This is a genomic window from Actinoalloteichus caeruleus DSM 43889 (assembly GCF_000429185.2).
In the GTDB taxonomy this organism is placed as follows: Bacteria; Actinomycetota; Actinomycetes; order Mycobacteriales; family Pseudonocardiaceae; genus Actinoalloteichus_B; species Actinoalloteichus_B caeruleus.
Genome location: NZ_AUBJ02000001.1, coordinates 914,187 through 941,018 on the forward strand (window position 1 = coordinate 914,187; position 26,832 = coordinate 941,018).

The following is a 26,832-nucleotide window of genomic DNA, read 5'->3' on the forward strand; positions in this document are numbered from 1 at the left end:
TGGGACGCCGTGTCCGTGGGGTGAGCGCGCCCGAGGTGGCTGTGGTGGCGTCACGGGTCCCCTCCGCGCACACCAATTTTTGCCATACCGGCAACAGGAGTTGGCGACATCGCGTCTTGGTCGGCACTCTCGTGTCGGAGAGGAGGTCCTGAGATGACCGAGAGGGAGAACGGTGCCCCGCAGGAAGATCGGCGCGCGGGGCCCCGGTGGGACGTCGTCGTCATCGGCGGCGGGCCGGCGGGGCTGAGCGGCGCGCTGACCCTGGCCAGGGCGCGGCGTTCGGTGCTGGTGATCGACGACGGTCGGCCGCGCAACGCGCCGGCGGCCCACGCCCACAACTACCTGACCCGCGACGGCGCGGCACCGACTGAACTGCTGGACAGCGGTCGCGCCGAGGTCGCCTCCTACGGCGGGGAGTTCCTGACCGGGACCGTCGTGTCCGCCACCCGGGGCGGCGGGGAGTTCCAGCTCACGACGGCGGACGGGACGGTGGTGGACAGCCGGCGGTTGCTGGTGGCCACCGGCCTGGTCGACGAACTGCCCCCGGTGCCCGGTCTTCGGGAGCGGTGGGGCCGGGAGGTGCTGCACTGCCCGTACTGCCACGGCTGGGAGGTGCGGGACCAGCGCATCGGGGTGCTGGCCACCGGACCGATGGCGGTGCACGCGGCGCTGCTCTGGCGGCAGTGGAGCACCGACGTCACGCTGTTCGAGCACACCTGGGCCGGACCGACCCCCGAGGAGGCCGAGCAGCTCGCCGCACGTGGTGTCACCCGGGTGCGGGGAGAGGTCACCGGGGTGCGGCTGGAGGAGGACCGACTGGCCGGGGTCACCCTGGGTGGCGGCCGCCAGGTGGACTGCCAGGCGCTGGTGGTGTCGCCGCGTTTCGCGGCCCGCGCCGAGGTGCTCAGCGCTCTCGGACTGACCGCCGCCGACCAGGAGATGCGGGGCCACTCCATCGGAGCGCACGTACCGGCGGACCCCACGGGCGCCACCACCGTGCCGGGGGTGTGGGTGGCCGGCAACGTGACGAGCCTGGCCGACCAGATCGTCGGAGCCGCCGCCTCGGGCGTCCGCGCGGGGGCCCTGATCAACACCGACCTGGTCACCGAGGACACCGCCGAGGCCGTGCGGGCCTACGGCGGGTTCACCCCCCGCCGGGAACAGGAGGTCACCGACCGGGTCGTGGGTGGCGCGCGGCACGGCCTATGACCCGGTGCCCGCGTCCCCGTTCCTGGGCCGCGCCCCGGCGCCGGCGTCCCGAGACCAGCCCGCCCGCCCCAGCCCACCGACGGGCTCCCCGGACGGAGCCGACGGCGGGAGACACGACGTCACCACCACCGCGATGAGGAGTCGACCATGTCCACTGCCGCCAGCCAGGACGAACAGTTCTGGAACGACCTCTACGACCGCTCGGACCGGATCTGGAGCGGCAGACCCAACGCCGCACTCGTGCGGGAGACCACTGACCTGAGCCCCGGCCACGCCCTGGACCTGGGGTGCGGTGAGGGAGGGGACGCCGTCTGGCTGGCCAGCCGGGGTTGGCGGGTCACCGCCACCGACATCTCCCGGGTGGCATTGGCCCGAACCCGGCGACACGCCGACGAGGCCGGCGTCGGCCACCTCGTCGACGACGAACACCACGACCTCGCGGTGTCCTTCCCCGCCGGGGAGTTCGACCTCGTCTCCGCGCAGTTCCTCCAGTCACCGAGGGAACTGCCCCGGGAACGGGTCCTGCGCAGGGCGGCGGCCGCGGTGCGACCGGGCGGGACGCTGCTGGTCGTCGGGCACGCCGCCGGCCCGTCCTGGGCCACGGGCGAGCACCAGGAGGTGAGGTTCCCGAGCGCGCGGGAGGTCCTGGACAGCCTGGCGCTGGCGGATCAGGAGTGGGAGGAGCTGCGCTGCGAGGAGTGGACCCGCGCCCAGGACGGCCCGGACGGCCAGCCCGGTGCCATGACCGACAGCATCGTCCGGGTCCGGCGGCGCCAGCGGTGACCAGGAGGTGGACAGCGTCGTCCGCCTCCCGCCGGTTTCCCCGCCGCCCTCGGTGCGCCTGGCCCCCGGAACTGGGTGGACACTGCTGCTACCGTGGCCGGGAGCAGTGTTCCCAGCAGGGGGAGACCGAACGTGGTGAGTGACGACGACATCTCCGGGTGAGCCCGGATGTGCCCTGGCCGCCGGCATCAGCGTGTGACGCCGCCGGGGCCGCCGTCGTCCCTTCCTCCTCCCGTTCCCGTCCCGCGCGTGCGGGGCCGGACGGTCCGAGCACCGCGAGGTATCCCATGTCCGATGCCGCCATCACCTGTTCCGACCTGTCCTTCGCCTGGCCCGACGGCACCACGGTCCTCCAGGGCCTGTCCTGCGCCCTCGGGGCCGGCCGCACCGGCCTGGTCGCACCCAACGGCGCCGGCAAGAGCACTCTCCTCCGCCTGATCGCCGGCGAGCAGCAGCCCACCGGGGGAAGCGTCACCACACGCGGCGTCGTCGGGTACCTCCCGCAGACGCTCCCGCTGTCCAGTGACCTGAGCGTCGCCGAGGTGCTGGGAGTGGCGCCACGGCTGGCCGCGCTCGCCGCGATCGAGGCCGGCGACACCCGCGAGGAGCTGTTCGACACCATCGGCGACGACTGGGACGTCCAGGACCGCACCCGCACCGAGCTGGACCGGCTCGGACTCCACGACGTCCGTCCCGAACACCGGCTGGGCACGCTCAGCGGGGGGCAGATCGTCTCCCTCGGCCTGGCGGCCCGGCTGCTGGCCCGCCCCGACGTCCTGCTGCTCGACGAACCCACCAACAACCTCGACCTGGCCGCCCGCCGCCGGCTGTCCGAGGTGCTCGCATCCTGGCAGGGATGCCTGGTCGTCGTCAGCCACGACCGGACGCTGCTGGACCAGATGGACCGCATCGCCGAACTGGACCGGGGTCGGCTCCGCTTCCACGGAGGGAACTTCACCTCCTACGAACAGGCTGTCCGCGCCGAACGGGAGACCGCCGAACGCGCCGTCCGCAGCGCCGAGCAGGAGGTCCGCCGGGAGAAGCGGGAGATGCAACAGGCCAGGGAGCGGGCCGAGCGGCGGGCCAGTACCGCGGCACGCAACCTGGGCAACGCGGGCCTGCCGAGGATCGTCGCGGGCGGGTTGAAGCGCGGCGCGCAGGAGTCGGCGGGCCGTGCCAGGGAGACCCACGCCGCCAGGGTGGCCGAGGCGAGGACGCGGTTGGAGGAGGCTGAACGCGCCGTCCGGGACGACCAGCGGATCTCCCTCGACCTGCCCGCGACGCACCTGCCCGCCGGGCGGACGGTGTTCCTCGGGCAGGGGCTCCGGGTGCGGCGTGGTGACCGTGACCTCTTCGGTGGCGACGGGGTCGACCTGGCCATCCGAGGCCCCGAACGGATCGCGCTGACCGGTGCCAACGCCTCGGGGAAGTCCACCCTGCTCCGTCTCGTCTCCGGCGAGTGGCGGCCGGACGAGGGGACGACCCGTCGGGTGGAGGGGCGGATCGCCGCGCTGTCGCAACGACTGGACCTGCTCGATCCCGACCGGACGGTGGCGGAGAACCTCGCCGCCTTCGCACCCGAGCTGCCGCCGTCGCGGCGGATGCACCTGCTCGCCCGGTTCCTGTTCCGGGACGGACGCGCCCAGCTACCGGTGGGCGCGCTCTCCGGTGGGGAGCGGCTCCGCGCCACGTTGGCCTGTGTCCTGTTCGCCGAGCCCGCTCCCCAGTTGCTGCTGCTCGACGAACCCACCAACAACCTGGACCTGGTCAGCGTCGGCCAGTTGGAGAGCGCGCTGAACGCCTACCAGGGTGCGTTCGTCGTGGTCAGCCACGACGAACGGTTCCTCTCGGCGATCGGGGTCCAGCGTTGGCTGCGGTTGTCCGAGGGACGGCTGGTGGAGGGACCCGGGCCCGAGGCGGAGTGAGGACGGTCGGGTCGAACGACGCGGCGGACCAGGCCTGGTGCGCCCGTCGAGGCCGGGCGCGCTTCGGAACCAGTGGTGGTCAGCACATCGCGCAGGCGGGTTGAACCGGGGATGCGCGGTGTACCCACGGCCAGCGTGCCTGGTGCCCCACCTGGTCCGGGCCCCCGGTCGCGGGTCAAGAACGCCGGGCGCGGCGGAGACGGCGGTGGGGCCGCGATACCCGGGCGGCAGGGTGCCGAGTACCGGCCCCCTGCCGGCGAGGTGACCTCGGTGCGGCCGGGTGGGTGACGGCCCGGCGTTGGGCACGGGGTCTCGTGCGACCAGGGCGGGGTCCCGAGCACCGGTACGAGCTTTCCTCACGACCCTTCGACCCGGAGTGGGAGGGGGAGACCTAGGCTTCGTCCTCCTCGACGGTGACGTACCCGCCGCCGTCGACGCTGAGCTGCCGGTGCGCGCGATTGAGGGCGTCCTGCCTGCTCCCACCGACGCGAGCGGTCTGCTGTCCTTCGGCGTTGGTGATCTGCCAGCCGCTGACCAGGTCCGGGGCGATGTGGCGTGTGTGCACTGCGAAAGTCCTTCCGGCTCGTTCGTCATGCCGCCGCGTCGCCCCGGAGGGGCGCGCGGGGTGTTGTCTCCCCCAGGGCCCCGCGTCATCGGAGCGGTTCATCCGGGGTCGACCGAGGGATGGGATGGGTCGGGAGGTTGGCGTGTGACGCGGGCACGGCGACCTCCCGGGGTAGCGGCCCCGTTCCCCCGGGGCCGCGTTGTCGGCCGCGCTCAAGGCCTGCCACCCGGCCCGAAGTGGTGGGTGTGGCGTCAGGGCATGGCGCGGGCGGCCTCCACACTGCCGAAGCAGGGCACGGTGTGGTGCAGGCCGGCGGCCGTCAGTGCCCGGTTCACGGCAGGGGTGCCGTCGACCAGGCACAGCGTGGTGCCCCGGTGCGTGGCGTAGCGGTGCGCGCACACCAGCAGTCGCAGAGCGTCCACACCCAGGAAACTGACCTTCCTGAGGTCGACGACGAGCCGGCTCGGCGTGGCGAGCAACCGCTGCCACATCAGATCCGCCAATCGCGGAGTCACAGCCGAGTCGAGGTCGCCGGAGACGGTGAGTACCGCGACTGCCTGATCGGTCACGTCCAGATGCGGTCGCGGCGCGGCGGAGGTCGACCGCGGCCGGTCAGGGTTGCCGCCGGGCGAAGGGGGATGGACGTCGTCGCGCTGGTGCGGGCGTAGCGGCATCGTCGGTCTCCTGTTCAACGTGGAGGAGGAGCCGTCCACCGTGCTCACCTACGGGTGGGCGCGGTGGCCGAGGAGATACACCGTGACGGCATCACCGACGGGTTCGAAACGGCGGGAACATATGCAGTCGCGGGCCTCTCGGGCTCTGCCAGCTGCTGCTCAACCAGCCACCATTGACCGTACGGCACTCGCGGACCCATGTCGAGGATTCGACCGGGTCGATCGGGGCCACAGGTGCCGGCACCGTCCCGGAGGAAGGAGTGCGCGATGAGTACCGAGCGTGAGGAGGAGCTGGCGGTCGCGCTGGCGCACATGGCGCGGAGCCTGCTGGCGGAGAACACCGTGCAGGACACACTGAACCGCGTCGTCGAACACGCGGTGGACCTGGTGGACGGCTGCGAACACGCCGGGATCCTCACCCTGCGTGTGGGCCACGGCGAGGACCGGCCACGGCAGGTGCGGACGCTGCCGCCACCGATGACCTGGTCCGGCGGTCCGACCGGATCCAGGCCGAGCTGGACGAAGGCCCCTGTCTGGACGCGGCGAAGCACCGCGAGCAGGTCTACCGCATCGCGGATATGACCAGTGAGCAGCAGCGGTGGCCGCGCTACGCCCCTTGGGCCCAGGAGCTGGGTGTGGGCAGCATGATGGGCTTCCTGCTGTACACCGACGACGACGAACTCGGCTCGCTGGACCTCTACTCCCCCCGGCCGAACATGTTCACCGAGCGCTCCGAGTTGGTGGGCTGGATTCTGGCCTCCCACGCTGCCGTCGCCTTCTCCTCCGCCCGGCTGGGGGCACAACTGCACGCGGCCATCGGTACCCGTCAGCACATCGGTGAAGCGCTCGGCATCGTCATGGAACGCTACAAGATGACCGAGGACCAGGCGTTCGCCTTGATCAGGACACAGTCCCAACATCGCAACGTCAAGATTCGCGACCTCGCCGAGCGGATCGCCGCGACCGGGGAGATTCCCGGGGCGACCGAGACCTCCCCCTCTCCCACCCCACCCAGGGCCCGGCGGACGCGCGCGGGTGATGAGACCGGATGACCGTGGGGGCGAGCCCGCCGCCCACGGCTCGGGGTGACCGCGCCACGCGGCCCCAGCGGCCGGCCAGGATCACGACGACCCGCTCGACCCCGCGCGCGACCTCGTGGCGTGCGCCCGCGGCGGCGCGTGCCGCCGGGTCAGGGCCACTCCCACCAGCACGACCACCATCCCGAGCACGACGCGGACGTCCACCACCTCGGAGAGCACCACCGCCCCCAGGGACACCGAGACCACCGGGAGGAGGTACCCGACACTGGCCGTGGTCGTGGCGCCGACGTCCCCGATGAGCCGGAAGTTCAGGTAGAAGGTGAGCCCCGTGCTCAGCACGCCCAGTGCCACCACCGCGGCCCAGCCCGTCGCGGTCACCGACGGCGGGGACGCGGGCAGGCCGTCCACCAGCAGCAGGGGGATGCTCAGCCCGGTGGCCGCGAGGAGCTGCGCCGCCGAGAGGGCCAGCGGGCCCGAGCCGGTGCCGGTGAGGTGGCGGGCCATGTAGGTGAAGGCGACCGCGTAGCTGATCGCCGCGCCGAGCAGGGCGATCGCGCCGAGGCCGATGTCCACCGGTTGCCGCCACGGGGCGAGCAGCACCACCGTTCCCGCGAAACCGACGAGCAGGCCCGTCAGCCGCAGGGGGTGGGGGCGGCGTTCCATCCCCAGGACCAGTCCGAGCAGCAGGGACCACAACGGGGTCGTGGCGTTCACCACCCCGGCCGTCCCCGAATCCACGGTCCGCTGGCCCACGGCGATCAGCAGGAAGGGCACCGCGTTGCACCACAACGCCGCGACCGTGACCCGACCCCAGGTGGCCAGGTCGCGGGCAGCCGTTGCCGGGCCAGCCCGGCCAGGAGCAGGAGCACCACCGCGCCCAACGCGCTGCGCAGCGTGGCGATCAAGGGTGGGGTCATGCCGCCCGCCAACGCCAGGTCGACCCAGAGGAACGCGGAACCCCACAGCAGGGCGAGCACGACCATCCGCCCCGCCACGCCCCTGGTTTCGCCCAGCACCGCCGACCTCCTCGACTCGACCACGTCCTGTCCCGTTGAAGCCTGCCCCGCCACATACGTAAGGACAAGCGAAAGGTTCAACAGGAACGCGTAAGCTGAGCTACATGTTGGACGTTCGTCGCCTCCAGACGTTGCGTGCCGTGATCACCACCGGGTCGATCACCTCGGCCGCCACGAACCTGGGTTACACCCCCTCCGCCGTGAGCCAGCAGATCGGGACCCTGGAACGGGAAACGGGCTCCGCTCTGCTGGAACGCGTGGGCCGGGGAGTGCGCCCCACCGCCGCCGGCCGGCTCCTCGCCGAGCACGCGGCGACGATCGGGAAGGGGATCTCCGAAGCCGAGGCCGCGTTGGCCGACCTCCGCGCCGGCCGCACCGGCAGCCTGACGATCCCCTACGTCGCCACGGCCGGGGCGAACCTGGTGGCACCAGCACTGGCGCGACTGCGGTCCACCCACCCCGGGATCGGCGTCACGCTCCGGACCAGCGCGGACCCCGTGCCCGAAGTGCTGCGGGGCGAGGCCGACCTCGGGGTGGCCGTCCGGTCCGCCGGGTGGAGCGGCACCCCACCCCACCTGGTGCCGCTGGCCGACGACCCCTACCGGCTCGTGCTCCCACCCGGCCACCGACTGGCCACCCGGGACGCGGTGCCCCTCTCCGAACTCGCCCACGAACCCTGGGTGGGCGCCGAACCGCCCGGCCCGTGCCGGGACGTCGTGCTCACCGCCTGCGCCGCGGCCGGGTTCACGCCGTCCCCGGTGGTGGACGGTGTGGACTACGCCACCGCCCAGGGTTTCGTCGCCGCGGGGCTCGGCGTGGCGCTGGTACCCGCCCTCGCCCTGCACGGCCCCACCCCGGCGTGGTCGTCCGCGCGGTGCGCCACCCCGAGCCCGTGCGTCCCATCATCGCGGTGACCCGGCACGCCTCCGGGGAGCAACCGGCGGTGGAGGCGGCGCTCGCCGCGTTCCACGCCGCCGCCCGGGCCAGCCAGGTCACCCCGGAGGCACGAGGCACGTGACCGGGGACCGACCACGGCGAGGAAACCCGACGGCGCGCCCCACCCCGGATCCCACCCCGGGGCCGGAGCGCCACCTCCGACCGGCGCCCGCGACGGCCAGGGCGGGACACGCGCGGTCAGGCCCGGCGCAGCCGCGCCAGGATGCCCTCGAGGTCACGGGTGAACATGTCATGGCGGAAGAAGTGCCCACCCGGCGCCTCATGCGCCTCGTGCGGGATACCAGCACCATCCAACACGGCGCGGAACTCCCGTTGCCCGGCGAGCACCTGACCCTCGTTGACGGTGTCGAACCAGTTCACCGGGTCAGGGCTGCTCCCCGCCACCAGGAAAACCCGCTTGCCCCGGTAGCTCTCCACGCGTTCGACCGGGTTGTCCGCGCTGACCCGTGCCTCGTCCCACGGCACGCCGTACACGGTCCCGCCGGCCAGGTCCAACGCACCCGAGGACAGGTTGGCCCAGTGCACCACCAGCCCGGCATCCCGACGCAGGCTCGCCGGACCGGAGTGGGAGCTCACCGACGCGAAGTGCCCGAAGTACTTCGCCGCGTACTTCAGGGCCCCGAACCCGCCCATCGAGAACCCGGCGACCCCACGCCCGTCGTACTCGGCGTAGGTGCGGAAGTGCGCGTCGATCCAGGGGAGGAGCTGGTGGATGTGGAAGTCCTCCCAGTTCCGAGGACCGGTGAGCGAACTGACCGGGTTGGAGTACCACCCGGCGTGCCCGCCGTCGGGCATCACGACGATGATCGGCTTGCCCCGGGTCAGCTCCCGGATCCCCTCCCGGTCGAAGCTGATGAAGTCCTGGTCCAGGCCGCCACCGTGCAGCAGGTAGAGCACGGGGTAGGTGCGACCGCTGGTGTGGTAGTCCTCGGGCAACAGGACGTTGACCGCCGGGTTCCACCCGATCGCGTCGGTGGCGAACCGGTAGTACCACATGCGGGGGTCGTCCTCGCCGCGTTCCACGACGGTCAGCCCGTGACGCGCCACGGGTGACGCGGCGGCCGAGGCCACCGTGCCCCCCGCGCCAAGGGCCACCGCCGCGGTGACACCACCCACGGCTTTGAACAGAGTCCTGCGAGTGGGGCGAAAATCGCGCACGTGACCTCCTCGTGGAGAAGTGACCGATCCTGCGCTGGTGACAGGAGCGATTCACAGCGTGTCATCCGCCCGGTGCGTCCCGAGGGGTTTCGGGGAAAACACCCTGTGCTCACCCGAGCACCGATCGCGACGACGCGCCCGATCACGTGGCCGTGGGAGGGGTGGGAACACGCGCTCGCCGTGCGAGACGAACTGTCGGCACCGGCCCTCACCCGCATGGAGCGGCAGGCACCGAACGCGCCCCGCCCGGGACCACACCCCCTCAACTCCCCCGGAAGGTGCGGCGGTAGGCGTCGGGCGAGACGCCCACCACCGCCCGCAGGTGGTGGCGCAGCGCCGGCGCCGTTCCCAGCCCCACCGCCCTGGCCACCGCCTCCACCGGAAGGTCGGTGCGTTCCAACAGTTCACGGGCGCGTTCGACGCGCTGCCGCGTCAGCCACCGCGACGGTGAGGTCCCCACCTCCAGTCGGAACCTGCGGGTGAACGTCCGCACACTCATCGACACCCGCGCCGCGAGATCGGACAGGGCCAGGGGATCAGCGAGGTGGTCCAGCGCCCACTCCCGCGCCGGCCCGGTCCCACCCGCCGCCGGCCGGGTGACGGGGTTGGGCACGAACTGCGCCTGGCCTCCTTCCCGGTGCGGCGGCACCACGGTGGCCCTGGCGACCTCGTTGGCGACCGACGCCCCGTGGTCGGAGCGGATCATGTGCAGGCACAGGTCGATGCCGGCGGCCTCGCCGGCGGCGGTCAGCACGTCGCCGTTGTCGGTGTAGAGCACGTTCTCGTCCACCCGCACCCCCGGGTACACGCGCCGCAGGTGCGCCGCCGACTTCCAGTGGGTGGTGGCGACCCTGCCCTCGAGCAGTCCGACGGCGGCGAGCAGGAACGCCCCGGTGCAGACCGAGGCGATGCGCGTCCCAGGACGGGCCCGCGACAGCACCGGACCGTAGGCCGCGGCCAGCGCGGCCGGCTCCAGCCGCTCATCCTCCTCGTGGGAGGCGGGAACGATCAGCGTGTCGCAACGGGCCACCGCCTCGGGGCCGTGCTCGACCCGCACCTCGAAATCCGCGTCGCTGCGCAGGAACCCCGGAACGGCCGCGCAGGTCACCACCTCGTACAACGGGTCTCCGGTGGGGGAGCGGGCCTGCCGGAACAGCTGGTGCACGGCACCCAACTCGAGGGGCATCACGCCGTGGCGGACGAACACCGCGACGCGGATCGGTTCCGACGCGGCGGCAGTGGTGACGATGGCCCGAATCCTTCCCACTCTGGCCGGTGGACCGCTTGTCCCACCCTCGGCCGCCGACCATTCTCGCTGGCGGATGGACGCACGTCGAGACAGGAGATGACCGATGAAGGTGTTGTGGGTCTTCGCTCACCCCGAACCCGCCTCGCTCAGCGCCGCCCTGCGGGACGAGGGCCTCGCGGCGCTCACCGAGGACGGGCACGACCACCGCGTGTCCGACCTCTACGCGATGGGGTGGAAGGCCGTGGTGGACCGGGAGGACTTCCCCGGGGAGGCCCCGACGGACCGGTTGGTGATCACCCAGGCCTCCCGGCGGGGCTACCAGGGCGGCACGTTGAGCGAGGACATCCTGGCGGAGCAGGAGAAACTCGACTGGGCGGACGCGGTCGTGTTCCAGTTCCCGCTCTGGTGGTACGGCATGCCCGCCATCCTCAAGGGCTGGTTCGACCGGGTGTTCGTCAAGGGCTACGCCTACGGCGTCCGGGAGAACGGTTCCTCGGGGCGCACCCTGCGCTACGGGCAGGGACGGTTGTCGGGCAAGCGGGCACTGACGGTGGTGACGGTCGGCGGACCGGAACCCACCTTCGAACCCCGGGGCATCAACGGTCAACTCGACCACGTGTTGTTCCCGCTGCTGCACGGAACCCTCTGGTACACGGGGATGTCGGCGCTGCCGCCGGTGGCGGTCCACGGCGCGGACCGTCTCTCCGAGGAGGACTACGGGGTGGCGGCGCGGCGGGTGCGGGCAGCGGTGTCGACCCTCGCCGACACCGACCCGATCGCCTACCGCACCCAGAACGGGGGCGACTACGACGACCGCTTGGTCCTGCGCCCCCACCTCGCGGCGGGCCGGTCGGGCCTGTCGGTGCACGTCGCGGACTGAGCGGGATGGACGCGCCGGCCGGGGGCCGCCCGACGGGTGCGGGCAGTCCGGAGGCCCGTGGTGCGCCGGAGCTCGGCCACGTCCGTGGACGGGCCCGACCCGATGGACCGCGCCACCCCGGATGCCGACCGCCATGGCCGTCCTCGACCAGTGGGCATGACTCCGGACCCGCCGGCCCTCCGTCCCCGCTGGCACGCTGCCGGCACACCGCCCACGATCGGCGGCGGCCCCGCCTGCCCGCGGCGGACCGGGCAGACATGTGCCCGGGGCCCGACTCCGCCGGGGCGCGCCGAGGAACCCGACGACCCTGGCGGAGACCCGACCGGCGATCGACGATCAGCCCGACGGGGTCGCCCCGGGCTCCAGGGACCGGATCACCCGGGCGGGGTTGCCCACCGCCACCACGTTCGCCGGCAGATCCCTGGTCACCACCGCGCCCGCGCCGACCACCGTGTTCTCCCCGATCGTCACCCCCGGGCAGACGATCACCCCGCCCCCGAGCCACACGTTGTCCCCGATCGTGATCGGTTCCGCCGACTCCCACCGCGCGCGCCGCCGCACCGGGTCCAGCGGGTGCGTCGGGGTCAACAGCTGCACGTTGGGGCCGATCTGCGTGTCGGATCCGATCGAGATGCGCGCGACGTCGAGCAGGACGACACCGAAGTTGATGAAGGTCCCCGCGCCGATCGTCACCTGGTACCCGTAGTCCAGGCCCAACGGAGGTCGGATCTCCACCCCGTCCCCGACCGCGCCGAGCAGCTCCTCCAGGATCGTCCGGCGCAGGGCGTCCTCGCCGGGGTGCGCGGTGTTGTACCGGTGGGACAGGTTCGCGGCCCGGCGGCGGTCGGCGTCGAGCTCGACGTCGTCAGCGAGGTAGGGCTCCCCGGCGAGCATGCGTTCCTTCTGGCTCGGCAACGCGGTGGTCCTTCCTTCTCCCGTGGACCCGGGGGCCCCGGGCACGCCACCCGATGATCTCGCGGTCCTCGGCGGCTGTCGACGGTGTCATCCCGTTGCCGCCGCACGCCGGCGGGGGAGACGGCCGCTCGGGCGACCCGAGCAGCATCCGCTCCACCGACTCCCGGTGGTCTCCGGCGGGAATCGCGCCTGGGTGGTCCGCACCTGCTGCGACCGGAGCGGCGGGCCGGCTGCGTCCCGGTGACTCGCGGTCGCTCTCCGCCCGGGGCGGGCGACGTCGGGAGCCCGTGCCGTGGACGGGAGGAGTCCTCCTCGACCAGCCACACGAGGCGCTGTCGGTCACCTCCCGTCCCGTTCGAGGGGTTTCGCCTCCCTCCCATCGGCGGGGGTTCGCTGCCCCCCCAGCCTGGTGGGCCGTCGACACGATCATGCCGGGACACGCGGGCGCCGTCCGGCTGGGAGGCGGGGGTGGGGTGTCGCGGAGCCTGGCGGCCGTGGCGACGAGCGATGCGACGGCCGGACTGTACCCGCTGGGAGGCCAGGCGATCACCGTCGTTACCCGTGGCGCGTCGATGACGGGCACCGCGACGTGCGCGGGCCACTGCCAGGCACGGCTGGAGGCGGGGATGACCAGCAGCGTCCTGCCCAGCGCCACCAGCTGGGCGAGTTGCGACTGGCTGCGCACCTCCGGTCCGGGCCCGTCCGGGTAGGACCCGTCGATCCGGGGCCACCGCGCGATGGGCAGGTCCGGTACGTCCTGGACGTCGGCCAGCGTGAGCTGCTCGAGCGCCGCGAGCGGATGCCCCGCGGGGAGCAGCGCGACCTGACCTTCGACACAGAGGTCCTCGGTGTCGAACCCGGCGAGGTCGTCGAACGGTCGGTGCATGACCGCCACGTCGGCGCGCCCGTCGCGCAGCAGCCGTGCCTGCTCGCCGACCTCACACGGCAGGACCTCGATCGGTACCGCACCAGGTTCGTCGTCCAGCGTGTCGAGGAGCCGTCGCAGCAGTTCGTGGGATGCCCCGGCCTTGGTCGTGAGCACCAGCGGACGGGCCGGGTCCCCGGCTCGCCGCGTCCGCCGCGCGACGGCGGCGACCGCGTCGAGGGCCACCCTGGCCTCGCGGAGCATGACTTCGCCGGCTGCGGTGAGCGCCACGCCACGACGGTTGCGGTCCAGCAGGGAGACGCCGAGCCGTCGTTCGAGCTGGCTGATCGCGCGGGAGAGCGGTGGCTGCGCGATCCCGAGCCGGCGGGCGGCGCGTCCGAAGTGCAGTTCCTCGGCGAGGGCGACGAAGTACCTGAGCTGGCGAGTCTCGAGGTCATGCACGAACGAAGCCTACCGACTGATACCTGCCGGGTATCAGAGCCTACGGACTCGATCTTGGACACCGACCGGGCGACGCGGGAAGCATGGATCAGGTGAACGACACGAAGACCGCGCTGGTCACCGGCGCGAACAAGGGCATCGGCTTCGCCATCGCACAGGGCCTCGGGATGATCGGCTTCACCATCGCGGTGGGCGCGCGCGACGACACCCGACGCGAGGACGCCGTCGACCGCCTGGGTGCCACCGGTATCACGGCGTTCGGGGTCTCCCTCGACGTCACCAGTGACGAGAGCGCCGGCGCGGCGGCCGAGGCCGTCGAGCGGAGGGCGGGTCGGCTCGACGTGCTCGTCAACAACGCGGGCATCGCCGGTCGCGCCGACAATGGCAGGCAGGACCCGACGACGCTCGACCTCGACGTCCTCCGCACCGTCCTCGACACGAACGTCCTCGGAGTCGTTCGGGTGACCAACGCGATGCTCCCGCTGCTCAGCCGCGCCGACGCACCACGCATCGTCAACGTGTCGAGCACCATGGGATCGCTGGCACTGGGTGCCGGCGGACCACTCATGGCCGCGTACGCACCCTCGAAGTCCCTGCTCAACAGCATGACCGCGCAGTACGCCCGCCGGCTCGCCGACACCCCCGTCATCGTGAACGCGTGCTGTCCCGGCTTCGTGGCGACCGACTTCACCGGCTTCGACGCGCCCCGGACCCCCGAGCAGGGCGCCGCGATCGCCATCCGGCTCGCCACCCTCCCCGACGACGGGCCCCGAGGCGGTTTCTTCGACGACGGCGGCACCGTCCCCTGGTGATCCCGACATCGGGGCCGCGCTCCTGACCCGAGCCGGCGCCGGCGGCACACCGAGCTGTCGATCGACTCCGGCGCGACCACACCCCGACCGAGGCCTGACCCGCCGACTGCCGGACACCGCCCCGCGTCCCGTCAGCCAACCCACCGCCCGCCGGCACACCCCGCAGTGGGGCATGGAGGGGGAGCGGCCCGCCCGAACACCGCCCGGCGACGGTCCGGAACGGGCCATCCGACACCCCGCCCCGGACCGGCACACGCGGCCCCCGCGCTCCGCCGAACTGCCAGAATGATCAGGGGAGAGGAAGGGACGGTCCCGGCATGCGACTGGCACACCACGAACCCGGCACCCCGAGGACGACCACGATCGCCGGCGGGACGGCGCAGGTCGTCACCAACTCCGGGCTCGGCGGTGACTCGACGTTGATCCTCACCGCCACCGCGCGCACCGGGCACAGCGTCGCCGCGCTCGTCTCCGCCTGGCTCGGTTCCTTCACCGAATCCCACGACACCCGCGCCGCCTACGGCCGGGACCTGCGGGAGTACCTGTCCTGGTGCGCGGCCCGGAGCCTCGACCCCCTCACCACGCGCCTGCCCGAAGTGCAGATGTACGCCACCGAACTCGCCGCCGCGCTCAACCCCCGCACCGGCCGCCCCTTCGCCGCCTCCACCCGCGCCAGGAAACTGGCCGCGGTCTCCAGCTGGTACACCTTCCTCGTCCGCGCCGGGGCGATCGACGCCAACCCCGCCCGGGACGCCGCCCGCCCCCGGTACGACCGCCGCCACTCGCCGACCTCCACCGTCACCGAACGGCAGGCCGCCGAGATGATCAACGTCAGCCGCCGCCACACCCACCGCACCCTCGGCACCCAGGGCGCCGCACTGGCGATGGTGCTGCTCATCGACCTGGGCATCCGCGTCTCCGAACTGTGCAACGCCAACCTGGGGGACCTGGGGCACCGCGACGGGCTGCGCACCCTGACCATCCGCATGAAGGGCGGCAAGATCCGCACCCGACCGATCCCCGCCCAGCTGACGCCCCTGCTCGACTCCTACCTGGCCACTCGCCGCACCGCCGGTGTCACCGCCCCGCTCCTGGCCACCGTCGAAGGCCAGCGCGTCAACCGCCACCAGATCTACCGGCTGGTGCAACGCCTGGCCGCCGAAGCAGGGGTCCCCATGCCCGACCGCATCACCCCGCACTCCATGCGCCACGCCTTCAACACCATCGCCCGGGAACGCGGAGCCGCCCTGGAGGACCGCCGTGACGCGCTCGGCCACTCCTCCGCCGCCGTGACCCAGCTCTACGACCACGTCGCCCTCTCGGTGACCCGCGACCCCGCTCACCTGGTCGCCGCCGCCACCGCCGCCCCCGAGCCCACACCGCCCACCCCCGGCTGATCCCCACCCCGCCCGTCGACGCCAGGCGCCTCGGCGCACCGGCCCCGGACGCACCGCTGCCGCCGGGCACCCGCGTCCCGGGCGGGCACCGCGACCGACCGGCGCACCTCCCGCCGCCCCCCAACCGGGAATGCCAAGATACTGCGGTGTCCGACGACGCCCCGCCTCCGCACTCCGACACCGCACCCGACGCGCCAGCCCCGGGGGAACACCAGCCACCCGAGCACCCCACGACGACCAGCAGCGCCCTGCCCCAGCCCACCGGCACCTGCAACTACCCCGACTGCGGACGTCCGGTGTTCCGGGCCCCCGGCCCCGGACGGCCCTCCGAGTACTGCGACCGCCCCGACCACACCCGGTGGCGGGCCTGGCGGGAACGGCAACGACGCCAGGAACCCACCCCCGCCAACGTCACCGTGACGAAACCCGCTGGACCGGTCACCGCCGCCACCGGGAGGGCAGCGGACCTGCTCGACGAGTTCCGCACCCTGTCCCACCAACTGTCCAAGGTCCTCGCCGGCGCCGTCAGCGAACTGTCCACCATCTCCGACCCCGCCGCCAGCCAGGAACAGATCCAGCAGATCCAGGCCGAAGGCGCCCGCCGGATCGCCGAGGCCGAGACGGCGCTCCTCGTCGCCCAACGACAGCGCCGCGACGCCGACGACGCCCGCCGCGCCGCCGAACAGGCCACCGAGGACGCCATCGCCGCCGCGGAAGCCGCCGAAACCGAACGCACCACCGCACTCGCCGAACGCGACACCGCGCTCCGCGCCGCCGAACGGGACACCCGCCTGGCCCAGGAACAGGCGGAAGTCGCCCGCACCGAAGCCGAGGTCGCGATCGCCGCCGCACGCCGCGAGGCCACCGACAGCATCGAACAAGCCCGCGACCAGGCCGTTCGCCTCACCGAGGCCGCCCGCCGGCAGGCGGCGCAGGACATCGACGCCATCCGCCGCGCCGCCGCCGAGGACATCAGCGCCGAACGGGAACTGCGGGAACAGGCCGCGGTCCGCGCCGAACGCGCCGACACCCTGACCCGACACGCCGAACGCCAGGTCGACGAACTGCGCGCCGAACTCTCCCGCGCCCGGGAGGAGACCACGCGGCTCCGCGAACACCACACCCAGGAGATCGACCAGCTCAACCAGCTCCTGGCCGAGCGGCAACGGGCCGCCACCGACGCCGCCAACCAGGCCCGTGACCTCGCCGCCGAACGCCTCGCCGCCCTCGAAGCGATCCGCGACCAGGCCCTCACCCGCGCCGAACGCGCCGAACGCCACCTCGACCGGCTCCTCGCCGAGCGGGAACCCACTCACCCACCGCGCGCGGACACCCCCGCCCACGACTGATCACACCCCACCCGAGCAGCCCCCACCGGGGCCCGCGACAACCCCGACACCGGCCGCACCGGACACGACCGGGTTAGAGTCACCACCGCCCACCCGACACGACCACCCACCCCGGCACCCGGACCGCCCCAGCGGCCAGAGGGAGGAAACGGCACCGTGCCCAACCCCGACCCCCTGCTGACCGTGGCCCACCCCCACGTGCACGAACTCGAGATCCGCCGCTCCCGGTTCCGTTGCCTGGTCGCCGAGGCCACCGACGAAACCACCGCCCGCGGCCTGGTCACCGACCAGCGCACCGCCCACCCCAAGGCCAACCACCACTGCGTCGCCTACGTCCTCGGGTCACACCGGGAGATCCAACGCTCCAGCGACGACGGAGAACCCGGCGGAACCGCCGGCGTCCCCATGCTCGACGTACTCCTGCGACGCGGCATGACCAACACCGTCGCGGTGGTGACCCGCTACTTCGGCGGCATCCGCCTGGGCGCCGGCGGCCTGGTCCGCGCCTACGGACAGGCGGTGTCCCAGACCCTCGACCTCGCCGGGACCGCCGTACTCCGCCCCTACCTGCGATGCCAGCTGCGCGCCGACTACGCCGACGCCGGCCTGCTCGAACACGAGATCCGCCAGACCAGCGGGGATCTGCGCACCGTCACCTACCAGGACCACGCCGAGTTCGAGGTGGACGTCCCGGAGACCGACCTGGATTCCTTCCGGCACTGGGCCAGCAGAACCGCCGGCGGCCGGGTCCACCTGCTGATCGGGCACCGCCACCACCGGCGGTGACCCACCTCGCCGACCCCGCCGGCATGGGGGAGCGGGCCCCGGACGGCACGCCACCAGGGCTCGCGCTCACCCGTAGATGCCCTGCACCGCCCCCGAGGCGATCGCCGTCACCACCTTGAAGCACTTCATCGCCTCGGTCATCGACTCGGCGGTGAACCCCACCCGCCGCACCGACACCTGCTCCACCGTCGGCACCACCGCCGCGGCCGCGGCCAGGTGCGCCGCGTCGAACTCGACCTCGACGCGATGCGCGGCCGGCGCCGGCTCACCCCGCCCCGCCCGGCCCATCCCGGCCTCCGCCGCGGCCCGCACGACCTCCGCCGCCCGCGCCGGCGGCAGGCAGATCGCCGCGTACCGGCTCACGCACTCCTTCACCACCGCCACCTCAGCACCCGGCGCGTACTCGGCGGCGTCCTGGCAGGTCAGGTCGTCCCCGGTGACCGCGAGCACCGGAACCCCGTGCTCGGCGGCCAGCGCCGCGTTCAACCGGCCCTCACTGGCGAGCACCCCGTCCAACCAGACCCCGGTGATCGAGTTCTCCAGATAGGTGTGCGCCAACACCCCATCCACCCCGGCGGCCGCGTGGTAGCCGAGGAACACCACCCCGTCCACCCCGGAGTCCACGCCCTGCATCATCGACAGCGGCTTGTGCCGCCCCGTCAGCAACCGGGCCCGCACGTCCAACGACTCCAACAGCAGGTTCCGCTGCGAGGAATGCGCCTCGTTGACCAGCACGTCAACGGCGCCACCGGCGAACAGGCCCTCCACGCAGGCGTTCACGTCCCCGGTGAACATCGCCCGGAACCGCTGCCACTGCTCAGTGCCAGGAACCACGTCATCGGTCCACGTGACGCCGGTGGCACCTTCCATGTCGGCCGAGATCAGGATGCGCACCCGGCCACCCTAGTGATCACCCCCGGGCACGGGAACGCGACACCCACCCCCACCGCACCGAATTCCACCGTTCGGCGTGCTCCCCGCCCCCCACCTGCGTACGACGACGGTCAACACCCCAGGAGGAACCGGTCCAGAACACGCACCCCGAACTCCAAGCCCGCCACCGGCACCCGTTCGTCCACCCCGTGCGCCATGGCCCGGTAGTCGTACCCGGCCTCGGGTACCCGCAGCGGCGAGAACCCGTACCCGTGAATCCCCAACCTCGCGAACGCCTTCGCGTCCGTACCCCCACCCAGGCAGTACGGAACCACCACCGCCTCCGGGTCCTCCGCCCGCAACGCCGCCGCCATCGACTCGAACCACGGGGAGTCCACCGGAGACTCCACCGCCGGGTTGTACACCAACTGCTCCCGGCTCACCCCCGGCCCCAACAAACGGTCGACCGTCGCCAACAGGTCATCCCCCGACCCCGGCAACGCCCGCGCGTCCAACTCGGCCACCGCCGTCGAGGGGATCACGTTCACCTTGTACCCCGCCGACAACACCGTCGGCGTCACGCTGTTGCGCACCGTCGAGGCCACCAACGCCCCCGCCGCCCCCAACCGCTCCACCGTGCCCGGCACATCCCCCAGATCGCACCGCACCCCCAACGCCGACGACGTGCGCACCAGGAACTCCCGCACCGTCGGCGTCAGCTGGACCGGCCACTCGTACTCCGCCACCCGGTGCACCGCCGCCACCAACCGGCGCACCGCGTTCTCCTCGTTGCGCCGCGACCCGTGCCCGGCCCGCCCACTCGCCGTCACCCGCATGTGCGCCGTACCCCGCTCGGCCGTCCCCACCGGGTACAACCGCACCCCCTCCACCTCATGGCTGACACCGCCGCTCTCACTGATCCCCGCCGCGCACCCCTCGAACAACTGGGCGTGGTTCTTCACCAACCAGCCCGCGCCGAACTCGCCGTTGTCCTCCTCATCGGCCACGAACGCCACCACCACGTCCCGCCGCGGCCGCCGACCCTCCCGCGCCCACCCCGCCAACACCGACACCACCATCGCGCACATGTCCTTCATGTCCACCGCGCCACGACCCCACACGAACCCATCCCGGATCTCCCCGGCGAAGGGGTCCACCGACCACAACACCGGATCAGCCGGCACCACGTCCAGATGCCCGTGCACCAACAACCCCGGCGCGTCCCGGTCCTCACCCGGCACCCGCACCACCACGTTGCTCCGCCGCGGCGCCGACTCCAACACCACCGGCGCGTACCCCACATCGGTCAGCAGCCCCGCGACGAACTCCGCCGCCTCCCGCTCACCCTCGGCGTCACCACCACCCCGGTTGCTCGTGTCGAACCGGATGAGTCGCGCGCACAGTTCCGCCGGATCCACTCGCCCGCCGCCTTCCTGCCGGTCGCCCTGCGCCCAGGCTGGGCCCCGACCGGGCGGCCCGCAGCCCACCACGGCGAAGTACAGACGATCAGGTTACGTCTGGCTACACCTGGGCGACAGTCGTTGACTTCCCACTGTCTCTAGTGGTTTCTTCTCTTCACTCAGCGGATAGGGGACGGTACGGCATGAGTATGAGAAAGTGGGCTGTCGGGGTCGCGGCGGGAATGCTGGCGGTGACCACCGCCCCGGCCGTCGCACCCCTGGGCGCGCCCCAGGCCGACGCGCAGGACGACACCGGCGACCGCACCGTGCTGCGGCTCGGCGTCACCCAGAGCATCGACACGCTCAACCCGTTCGAGGCGATCATGGCGTCCTCGACCGAACTCATGCGCCTGACCTACGAGTCCCTCACCATGCCCAGCGCCGAGGACATGACCCCCACCGGGGCCCTCGCCGAATCCTGGGACACCTCCGACGACGACCTCACCTGGACCTACACCATCCGGGACGACATCACCTGGTCCGACGGGGAACCGGTGACCGCCGACGACATCGCGTTCACCTTCAACCTCATGATGGACGACCCCGACGCGCGCACCGCCAACGGCAGCTACGTCTCCACCTTCGAGTCCGTCGAGGCACCCGACCCGACCACCCTGGTCATCACCACCACCGAACCCCAGGCCACGATGCTCTCCCTGGACGTGCCCATCGTCCCCGAGCACATCTGGTCCCAGGTCGACGAGATCGCCGGCTACGGCAACGACACCATGCCCGTCGTGGGCAACGGCCCCTTCCTGATCACCGAGTACCGCGCCGAGGAGTTCGTCCGCCTCGAAGCCAACCCCGACTACTGGCGCGGACCCGCCGAGATCGACGAACTCCAGTTCCGCTTCTACCGCAACTCCGACGCCGCCGTGCAGGCACTGCGCAAGGGCGAGGTCGACCTCATCAACCGGCTCACCCCCGCCCAGTTCGACGCCCTCAGCGGCGAGGACGACATCGAGGTCAACCAGGCCCAGGGCCGCCGGTTCTACATGCTCTCCGTCAACGCCGGAGCCGCCACCGCCGACGGGGACCCCCTGGGCAACGGGCACCCCGCCCTCCAGGACATCGCCGTCCGCCAGGCCATCGCGCGAGCCCTCGACCGCGACGTCCTCGTCGACCGCGTCCTCGGCGGCTACGGCGAACCCGGAACCGGGTACGTGCCCCCCATCTTCGCCGACCTGCACTGGCAGCCCGAGGACGACCAGGCCTGGAACTTCGACCCCGGCGCCGCCAACGCCCAACTCGACAGCGCCGGCTACGAACGAGGCCCCGACGGCATCCGCGTCACCGAGGACGGCGACCGCCTCAGCTTCCGCCTCTACGGCCGCAGCGACCGCAACGCCGACACCCAGGCCGGCCAGTTCGTCCGCGACTGGCTCGCCGAGATCGGCATCGAGGTCGACCTCGAGATCATGTCCGGCAACCGGATGAACGAACTCCAGAAGGCCGGCGAGTTCGACATCGCCCTCAGCAGCTGGGCGGTCAACCCCGACCCCAACTACGTGCTGTCCATCCAAACCTGCGACCAGCGGCCCTCCGCCGCCGGCACCGGCGGCACCACCGAAAGCTTCTTCTGCCACGAGGAGTTCGACGAACTCCACGCCCAGCAACTCGCCGAGTTCGACCGCGAGACCCGCACCGAACTGATCCACCAGATGCAGCGGGTCATCCACGAGCAGTCCGCCACGATCATGCTCTACTACGAGAACGCCCTGGAGGCCTACCGGTCCGACCGGTTCACCGACTTCGGATACCAACCCGCCGACAGCGGCGTCATCCGCGAACAGCTCGGCTACTGGGGCTACTACGGAGCCACCCCGGCCACCAACCCCAACGCCTCCGCCTCCGGCACCAGCACCGGCCTGCTGCTCTCCGGCGGAGCCGCCGTCGTGATCATCGCCGTGGCCGCGGGCTGGTTCGTCACCCGCCGTCGCCGCGCCTCCGCCGACGACCGGGAGTGAACCGGTGAGTGACCTGCTGACACCCGGGAACCAACTCACCGAGGAGGCGGGGGAGGAGCAGCGGCCAGCCCGAGGCGGGCTGGCCCGCTACCTCGCCAGCAAACTCGCCGGAGCCCTGACCAGCCTCCTGCTGGTCGTCCTCCTCGGGTTCTTCCTGTTCCGGATGCTGCCCGGCGACCCGGTGCAGACCATGACCGCCGGCCGGGAGGTCACCGCCGAACAGATCGCCGAACTCCGCGAACGCCTCGGCCTGTCCGACCCCCTCTGGCGGCAGTTCCTCGACTACCTCGGCGGCCTCCTCCAAGGCGACTTCGGCGACTCCTTCCGCTACGGCCGCCCCGTCGGCGACATCATCCTCGAACGACTGGGCCCCACCATCCTGCTCGCCGGCACCGCCACCGTCCTGGCCATCCTCCTCGGACTGTGGCTCGGCGTCCGCAGCGCCTGGCGCCACGGCAGCCGCTTCGACCGCACCGCCACCGGCGTGGCCCTCACCCTGTGGTCCGTGCCCACCTTCTGGCTCGGCCTCATCGTGCTCATGGTCTTCGCCGTCGGCGTCGGCCCCCTGCCCGGGCTGTTCCCCACCGGAGGCATCCGCTCCATCGACCCGCCCCCCGGGCTCCTCCCCCAGGTCCTCGACGTCGCCCACCACCTCGTCCTGCCCTGCCTGACCATGGTCGCCGTCATCTTCGCCCAGTACCAGATGGTCATGAGGTCCTCCCTGCTGGAGGAGATGGGCTCCGACTACCTCACCACCGCCCGCGCCAAGGGACTCCGCGAGGACCTCGTCCGCCGACGCCACGCCGTCCCCAACGCCCTGCTGCCCTCGGTGACCCTCATCTTCCTCCACCTGGGCCTGGTCGTCTCCGGAGCCATCATGGTCGAAACCGTCTTCTCCTGGCCCGGCCTGGGCTACCTCATGGTCAACGCCCTCGAGTACCCCGACCTGCCCCTCATGCAGGGCACCTTCATCGTCCTGGCCGGAACGGTCATCGTCATGAACGTCCTCGCCGACGTCGTCTACCGGTTCCTCGACCCCAGGGTGCGTGCCGCATGACCACTCCCACCAGCACCCGGGCCCTCACCTGGCAACGCCGAGCCCGCGCCCTGCGCACCGGCTGGCGGTCCTTCCGCGCCCAGCGCGGCGCCGTCGCCGGCCTGGCCGTCCTGCTCACCATCGTCGCACTGGCCGTTCTCGCACCCGTGCTCACCGACGAGTCCCAACTGGGCATCATCAACACCATGTCCAACCCGGCGCTGGCCCCACCCAGCGGCGAGTTCTGGCTGGGCACCGACGAGAACGGCCGCTCCGTGCTCCTGCTGACCTGGTGGGGAGCCCGGGTCTCCCTGCTCGTCGGCCTGGCCGCCACCCTGCTCTCGGTGTTCATCGGCACCTTCGTCGGCATCGTCTCCGCCCACTTCGGCGGCTGGCTCTCCGCCGTCCTGCTGCGCTTCACCGACTTCTTCCTCGTCCTGCCCTCCCTGGTCCTGGCCATCGCCCTGTCGACCGTGCTCTCCCGGGGAGTCGGCACCATCGTCCTGGCCATCGGCCTGACCGCCTGGCCCACCACGGCACGCCTCGTCCGCGCCCAGACCCTCACCGTCCAGGCCCGCCCCTACATCGAACGGTCCACCGCCCTGGGCGCCGGCCACGGCCACCTGATCGCCAAGCACATCCTGCCCGGCGTCCTCCCCCTCGTCTTCGCCAATACCACCCTGGCCGTGGCCAGCGCCGTCATCGCCGAATCCACCCTGTCCTTCCTCGGACTCGGCGACCCCACCCAGATCTCCTGGGGCTCGATGCTCAAGTTCGCGATGGACTCCGGCGCCGTCACCAACGGCGCCTGGTGGTACCTGCTGCCCCCCGGCCTGGGCATCGTCTGCGTCGTCCTCTCCTTCACCCTTTGCGGACGAGGACTCGAGACCGTCCTCAACCCCAGACTGCGAGGACGATGACCCCCACACCGCCCGCCGCACCCCCGGCCGGGCACCCCCAACACACCACACGCCACACCGGACGGAGGGACAACGTGGTCGGCAGCAGCCGCGGGAACGGTGGACGAGGATGACGACACACGAACAGGACGGTGCCGACACCACGCCACGGCCACCACTACTGGACATGCGCCAAGTCACCGTCGACTACCAGTCCCGGCGAGGCACCGTGCCCGCCGTCCGCGGCGTCGACCTCACCGTCGACGCCGGCCAGACCCTCGGCCTGGCCGGCGAGTCCGGCTGCGGGAAGAGCACCCTGGCCATGTCCGTGCTCCGCCTCCTACCCCGATCCGCCCACCTCGGCGGCGACATCCTCCTCGACGGGGAGAACGTCCGCGAGATGAGCTGGGGACGACTCCGCGCCGTCCGCTGGGCCAGCGCCTCCGTGGTCTTCCAGGGCGCCATGCACGCCCTCAACCCGGTCCGCCCCATCGGCGAGCAGATCGCCGAGCCCCTCCGCCTGCACCGAGCCACCACCACCCCCGCCGCCGTCCGCACCCGCGTCAACGAACTCCTCGACCAGGTCGAACTCCCCGTCGCCCGCTCCACCGCCTACCCCCACGAACTCTCCGGCGGCCAACGCCAACGCGTCATGATCGCGATGGCCCTGGCCTGCTCACCCCGCCTCATCATCGCCGACGAACCCACCACCGCCCTCGACGTCATCGTCCAGGCCCAGGTCCTCGACCTCCTCAGCCGACTGGTCACCGAACGGCAACTCGGCCTGCTCATGATCAGCCACGACCTGTCCGTACTCGCCGCCTGCTGCCAACGCCTCGCGGTCATGTACCAGGGGCGCATCGTCGAGGAAGGGCCCTCCACCGACGTCGTCCGCACCCCCACCCACCCCCACAGCATCGCCCTCGCCGACGCCTTCCCCACCGTCGGCGACCCCGCCTCCCGCCTGGTCACCCCCCGCGACACCACCCCCGACACCCCCCCACTCCTGGAAGCCAGGGGAGTGTCCGTCACCTTCCCCAGCCGAGGCGGAACCACCACCCGCGCCGTGTCCGACGCCACCCTCGCCGTCCACCCCGACGAGATCGTCGCCCTGGTCGGCCAGTCCGGTTCCGGGAAGACCACCCTGGCCAGGACACTGCTCGGACTCCAACAACCCACCGCCGGCGAAGTCCGGTTCGACGGACGACGCCTACCCCGCTCCGCCCGGGCACTCCGCGCCTACCGCCGCCAGGCCCAACTCGTCCTCCAGGACCCCACCGGCGCGCTCAACCCCCGCCACAGCGTCTACGAGGCCGTCGCCGAAGGCCTCCGAATCCACCGCGTCCCCGGCGACGAGACCACCGCCGTCGCCGACGCCCTCAGCCAGGCGGAACTCCGACCCCCGGAGGAGTTCTTCACCGCACTGCCCCACGAACTCTCCGGCGGCCAACGCCAGCGGGTCGTCATCGCCGGCGCCCTCGCCCTCCGCCCCCGGCTGCTCATCGCCGACGAACCCGTCGCCTCCCTCGACGCCTCCGTCCGAGGCGAGATCCTCGCCCTGCTCCTGGGACTCCGCGTCGACCTCGGCCTGTCCACCCTGGTCATCACCCACGACCTCGGCCTGGCCTGGAACATCGCCGACCGGGTGATCGTCATGTACCAGGGACGCATCGTCGAGGAAGGAACCGTGGAACAGGTCCTCCTCGACCCACGCCACGAGTACACCCGCACCCTGCTGGCCGCCGTCCCCGAACCACTCACCGGCCGGGCCGGTGCCACCCCCGCCCCGACCAGCCCCAGCCGGCAGGAACCCACCGAGGACCCCTCCGAAGTCACCGGGGTCTGACCACGCACGCCACCCCAGCCGGCCACGGCCAGCACACCCCGCCCCCCGCGCCGACCAGCCCGGCGGCGGGGGAGGGGAGAGGCGAACCGGGCCGCCCACCCGGCCGCCGGCCTCAGGCGTCGTCGACGACAGGGAACTCGGTGTCGACCCGGGTGTGCTCCGCCCACTCCCGCATCCACGCCGGCACCCGCAGCCGCTCGGGGAACCCACCCACCAGCTCGGCGAGTTCGTCATGGTCCACCGAACCCCCGGACCGCCGCAGGAACCGGCTGCGCACGACCGCCTGCGCGTAGACCGTCCGCCCCACGCAGAACGTCTGCTCCAGGTAGGCCCACCGGTCGTCGAAACCCACCACGCGCGTGTAGAGGTCGAACCGCTGCCCCAGCCGCAGCGAACGGCGGTAGGTGATCGTCTGACCCGCCACCACCGGATACCACCCGGCCCGCACCAGCTTCTCCCAGAACCCCGACCGCACCATCAGATCCATCCGGCCCAGATCGAGGATCGACAGGTACTTCCCGTTGTTCATGTGCCGCAGCAGGTCCAGATCGGCCACCGTCACCCGGAACGGGGTCCTCGCCACGTCCCAAACGCTCAACCGCCGCCGCCGACGCATCCGCCACCGCAGCAACAACAACCGCAGGTACAGGTTCATCCGCCACCTCCGCCCAGCGGCGGCGCCACCGCCTCGCCCGGGCGAGGGAACCCA

Annotated in this window: 24 protein-coding genes and 2 pseudogenes; 15 read left to right on the forward strand and 11 right to left on the reverse strand. The window is 72.4% G+C overall.

Annotation, left to right across the window (positions count from 1 at the left end):
* Nucleotides 1-153 precede the first annotated feature (153 nt).
* The 3 genes from G443_RS03600 (at nt 154) to G443_RS03610 (ending at nt 3,917) form a co-directional block, all read left to right on the forward strand.
* Complete coding sequence (locus tag G443_RS03600; protein ID WP_026418042.1) at nt 154-1,209, forward strand: NAD(P)/FAD-dependent oxidoreductase; 1,056 nt, start codon at nt 154-156, stop codon at nt 1,207-1,209.
* A 147-nt stretch (nt 1,210-1,356) separates the two neighbouring features.
* Nucleotides 1,357-1,992, forward strand: a complete 636-nt coding sequence (locus G443_RS03605; protein WP_026418041.1) for a class I SAM-dependent methyltransferase — start codon at nt 1,357-1,359, stop codon at nt 1,990-1,992.
* 287 nt (nt 1,993-2,279) lie between these two features.
* Nucleotides 2,280-3,917 carry an ABC-F family ATP-binding cassette domain-containing protein gene (locus G443_RS03610; RefSeq protein ID WP_026418040.1) on the forward strand — a complete coding sequence of 546 codons (1,638 nt, stop codon included), beginning with the start codon at nt 2,280-2,282 and terminating at the stop codon, nt 3,915-3,917.
* Nucleotides 3,918-4,308: 391 nt separating this feature from the next.
* On the opposite strand, the gene G443_RS03615 is transcribed toward G443_RS03610, so the two are convergent.
* The gene (locus G443_RS03615) at nt 4,309-4,482 is read right to left on the reverse strand and encodes a hypothetical protein (RefSeq protein ID WP_169731683.1); all 174 of its coding nucleotides are present in this window, start codon (nt 4,480-4,482) and stop codon (nt 4,309-4,311) included.
* Nucleotides 4,483-4,733: 251 nt separating this feature from the next.
* On the reverse strand, nt 4,734-5,051 hold the full coding sequence (locus G443_RS03620; protein ID WP_245588730.1) for an STAS domain-containing protein: 318 nt from the start codon (nt 5,049-5,051) through the stop codon (nt 4,734-4,736).
* Nucleotides 5,052-5,423: 372 nt separating this feature from the next.
* On the opposite strand from G443_RS03620, the gene G443_RS03625 reads away from it, so the two are divergent.
* Complete coding sequence (locus G443_RS03625) at nt 5,424-5,738, forward strand: hypothetical protein (protein WP_245588729.1); 315 nt, start codon at nt 5,424-5,426, stop codon at nt 5,736-5,738.
* Nucleotides 5,672-6,208, forward strand: coding sequence for a GAF and ANTAR domain-containing protein (locus tag G443_RS03630; protein WP_245588739.1), 537 nt, complete (start codon nt 5,672-5,674; stop codon nt 6,206-6,208). Before G443_RS03625 ends, G443_RS03630 begins: the two co-directional genes overlap by 67 nt.
* A gap of 69 nt (nt 6,209-6,277) precedes the next feature.
* Here the strand turns inward: G443_RS03630 and G443_RS03635 are convergent, their stop codons facing one another.
* Nucleotides 6,278-6,970, reverse strand: a complete 693-nt coding sequence (locus G443_RS03635) for a DMT family transporter (protein WP_308208823.1) — start codon at nt 6,968-6,970, stop codon at nt 6,278-6,280.
* The gene (locus tag G443_RS25305) at nt 6,955-7,212 is read right to left on the reverse strand and encodes a hypothetical protein (protein WP_308208824.1); all 258 of its coding nucleotides are present in this window, start codon (nt 7,210-7,212) and stop codon (nt 6,955-6,957) included. The genes G443_RS03635 and G443_RS25305 overlap by 16 nt, the downstream gene beginning before the upstream one ends.
* 104 nt (nt 7,213-7,316) lie before the next feature.
* Here G443_RS25305 and G443_RS03640 point away from each other — a divergent pair.
* Nucleotides 7,317-8,230, forward strand: a pseudogene (locus tag G443_RS03640) (LysR family transcriptional regulator).
* Between the two features lie 116 nt (nt 8,231-8,346).
* On the opposite strand, the gene G443_RS03645 reads toward G443_RS03640, so the two are convergent.
* Together G443_RS03645 and G443_RS03650 are read right to left on the reverse strand one after the other, a co-directional pair.
* Nucleotides 8,347-9,327, reverse strand: coding sequence for an alpha/beta hydrolase (locus G443_RS03645; RefSeq protein ID WP_026418037.1), 981 nt, complete (start codon nt 9,325-9,327; stop codon nt 8,347-8,349).
* Nucleotides 9,328-9,589: 262 nt separating this feature from the next.
* Nucleotides 9,590-10,513: a helix-turn-helix domain-containing protein gene (locus G443_RS03650; protein WP_051313765.1), complete on the reverse strand. Its 924-nt coding sequence runs from the start codon at nt 10,511-10,513 to the stop codon at nt 9,590-9,592.
* Nucleotides 10,514-10,679: 166 nt separating this feature from the next.
* On the opposite strand from G443_RS03650, the gene G443_RS03655 reads away from it, so the two are divergent.
* Entirely contained in the window at nt 10,680-11,456 is a 777-nt protein-coding gene (locus tag G443_RS03655) for an NAD(P)H-dependent oxidoreductase (protein WP_026418035.1), read from the forward strand.
* 336 nt (nt 11,457-11,792) lie between these two features.
* Here the strand turns inward: G443_RS03655 and G443_RS03660 are convergent, their stop codons facing one another.
* Entirely contained in the window at nt 11,793-12,371 is a 579-nt protein-coding gene (locus tag G443_RS03660) for a sugar O-acetyltransferase (RefSeq protein WP_026418034.1), read from the reverse strand.
* Between the two features lie 478 nt (nt 12,372-12,849).
* Nucleotides 12,850-13,698, reverse strand: a pseudogene (locus G443_RS25685) (LysR family transcriptional regulator); the annotation flags it as partial.
* An 83-nt stretch (nt 13,699-13,781) separates the two neighbouring features.
* On the opposite strand from G443_RS25685, the gene G443_RS03670 reads away from it, so the two are divergent.
* The 4 genes from G443_RS03670 (at nt 13,782) to G443_RS03685 (ending at nt 18,042) form a co-directional block, all read left to right on the forward strand.
* Entirely contained in the window at nt 13,782-14,510 is a 729-nt protein-coding gene (locus G443_RS03670; RefSeq protein ID WP_026418033.1) for an SDR family oxidoreductase, read from the forward strand.
* A 317-nt stretch (nt 14,511-14,827) separates the two neighbouring features.
* Complete coding sequence (locus tag G443_RS03675) at nt 14,828-15,907, forward strand: tyrosine-type recombinase/integrase (protein WP_035291637.1); 1,080 nt, start codon at nt 14,828-14,830, stop codon at nt 15,905-15,907.
* 146 nt (nt 15,908-16,053) lie between these two features.
* Nucleotides 16,054-17,256 carry an ATP synthase F0 subunit B gene (locus G443_RS03680; RefSeq protein WP_051313687.1) on the forward strand — a complete coding sequence of 401 codons (1,203 nt, stop codon included), beginning with the start codon at nt 16,054-16,056 and terminating at the stop codon, nt 17,254-17,256.
* A gap of 156 nt (nt 17,257-17,412) precedes the next feature.
* Nucleotides 17,413-18,042: a YigZ family protein gene (locus tag G443_RS03685; RefSeq protein WP_051313685.1), complete on the forward strand. Its 630-nt coding sequence runs from the start codon at nt 17,413-17,415 to the stop codon at nt 18,040-18,042.
* Between the two features lie 66 nt (nt 18,043-18,108).
* Here the strand turns inward: G443_RS03685 and G443_RS03690 are convergent, their stop codons facing one another.
* Nucleotides 18,109-18,936: a M55 family metallopeptidase gene (locus tag G443_RS03690; RefSeq protein WP_026418031.1), complete on the reverse strand. Its 828-nt coding sequence runs from the start codon at nt 18,934-18,936 to the stop codon at nt 18,109-18,111.
* Nucleotides 18,937-19,046: 110 nt separating this feature from the next.
* Nucleotides 19,047-20,333, reverse strand: a complete 1,287-nt coding sequence (locus tag G443_RS03695; RefSeq protein ID WP_026418030.1) for a M20/M25/M40 family metallo-hydrolase — start codon at nt 20,331-20,333, stop codon at nt 19,047-19,049.
* 185 nt (nt 20,334-20,518) lie between these two features.
* On the opposite strand from G443_RS03695, the gene G443_RS03700 reads away from it, so the two are divergent.
* The 4 genes from G443_RS03700 to G443_RS03715 all read left to right on the forward strand — a co-directional run bounded on the left by G443_RS03700 (nt 20,519) and on the right by G443_RS03715 (nt 26,123).
* Nucleotides 20,519-22,342 (forward strand): ABC transporter substrate-binding protein, encoded by a 1,824-nt coding sequence (locus G443_RS03700; RefSeq protein ID WP_245588728.1) that lies wholly within the window; start codon nt 20,519-20,521, stop codon nt 22,340-22,342.
* A gap of 4 nt (nt 22,343-22,346) precedes the next feature.
* Entirely contained in the window at nt 22,347-23,399 is a 1,053-nt protein-coding gene (locus G443_RS03705) for an ABC transporter permease (protein WP_026418028.1), read from the forward strand.
* Entirely contained in the window at nt 23,396-24,298 is a 903-nt protein-coding gene (locus G443_RS03710; RefSeq protein WP_026418027.1) for an ABC transporter permease, read from the forward strand. The genes G443_RS03705 and G443_RS03710 overlap by 4 nt, the downstream gene beginning before the upstream one ends.
* 109 nt (nt 24,299-24,407) lie before the next feature.
* The gene (locus G443_RS03715) at nt 24,408-26,123 is read left to right on the forward strand and encodes a dipeptide ABC transporter ATP-binding protein (protein ID WP_030228331.1); all 1,716 of its coding nucleotides are present in this window, start codon (nt 24,408-24,410) and stop codon (nt 26,121-26,123) included.
* 112 nt (nt 26,124-26,235) lie between these two features.
* On the opposite strand, the gene G443_RS03720 is transcribed toward G443_RS03715, so the two are convergent.
* Entirely contained in the window at nt 26,236-26,778 is a 543-nt protein-coding gene (locus tag G443_RS03720) for an acyl-CoA thioesterase (RefSeq protein WP_026418026.1), read from the reverse strand.
* Nucleotides 26,779-26,832 lie beyond the last annotated feature (54 nt).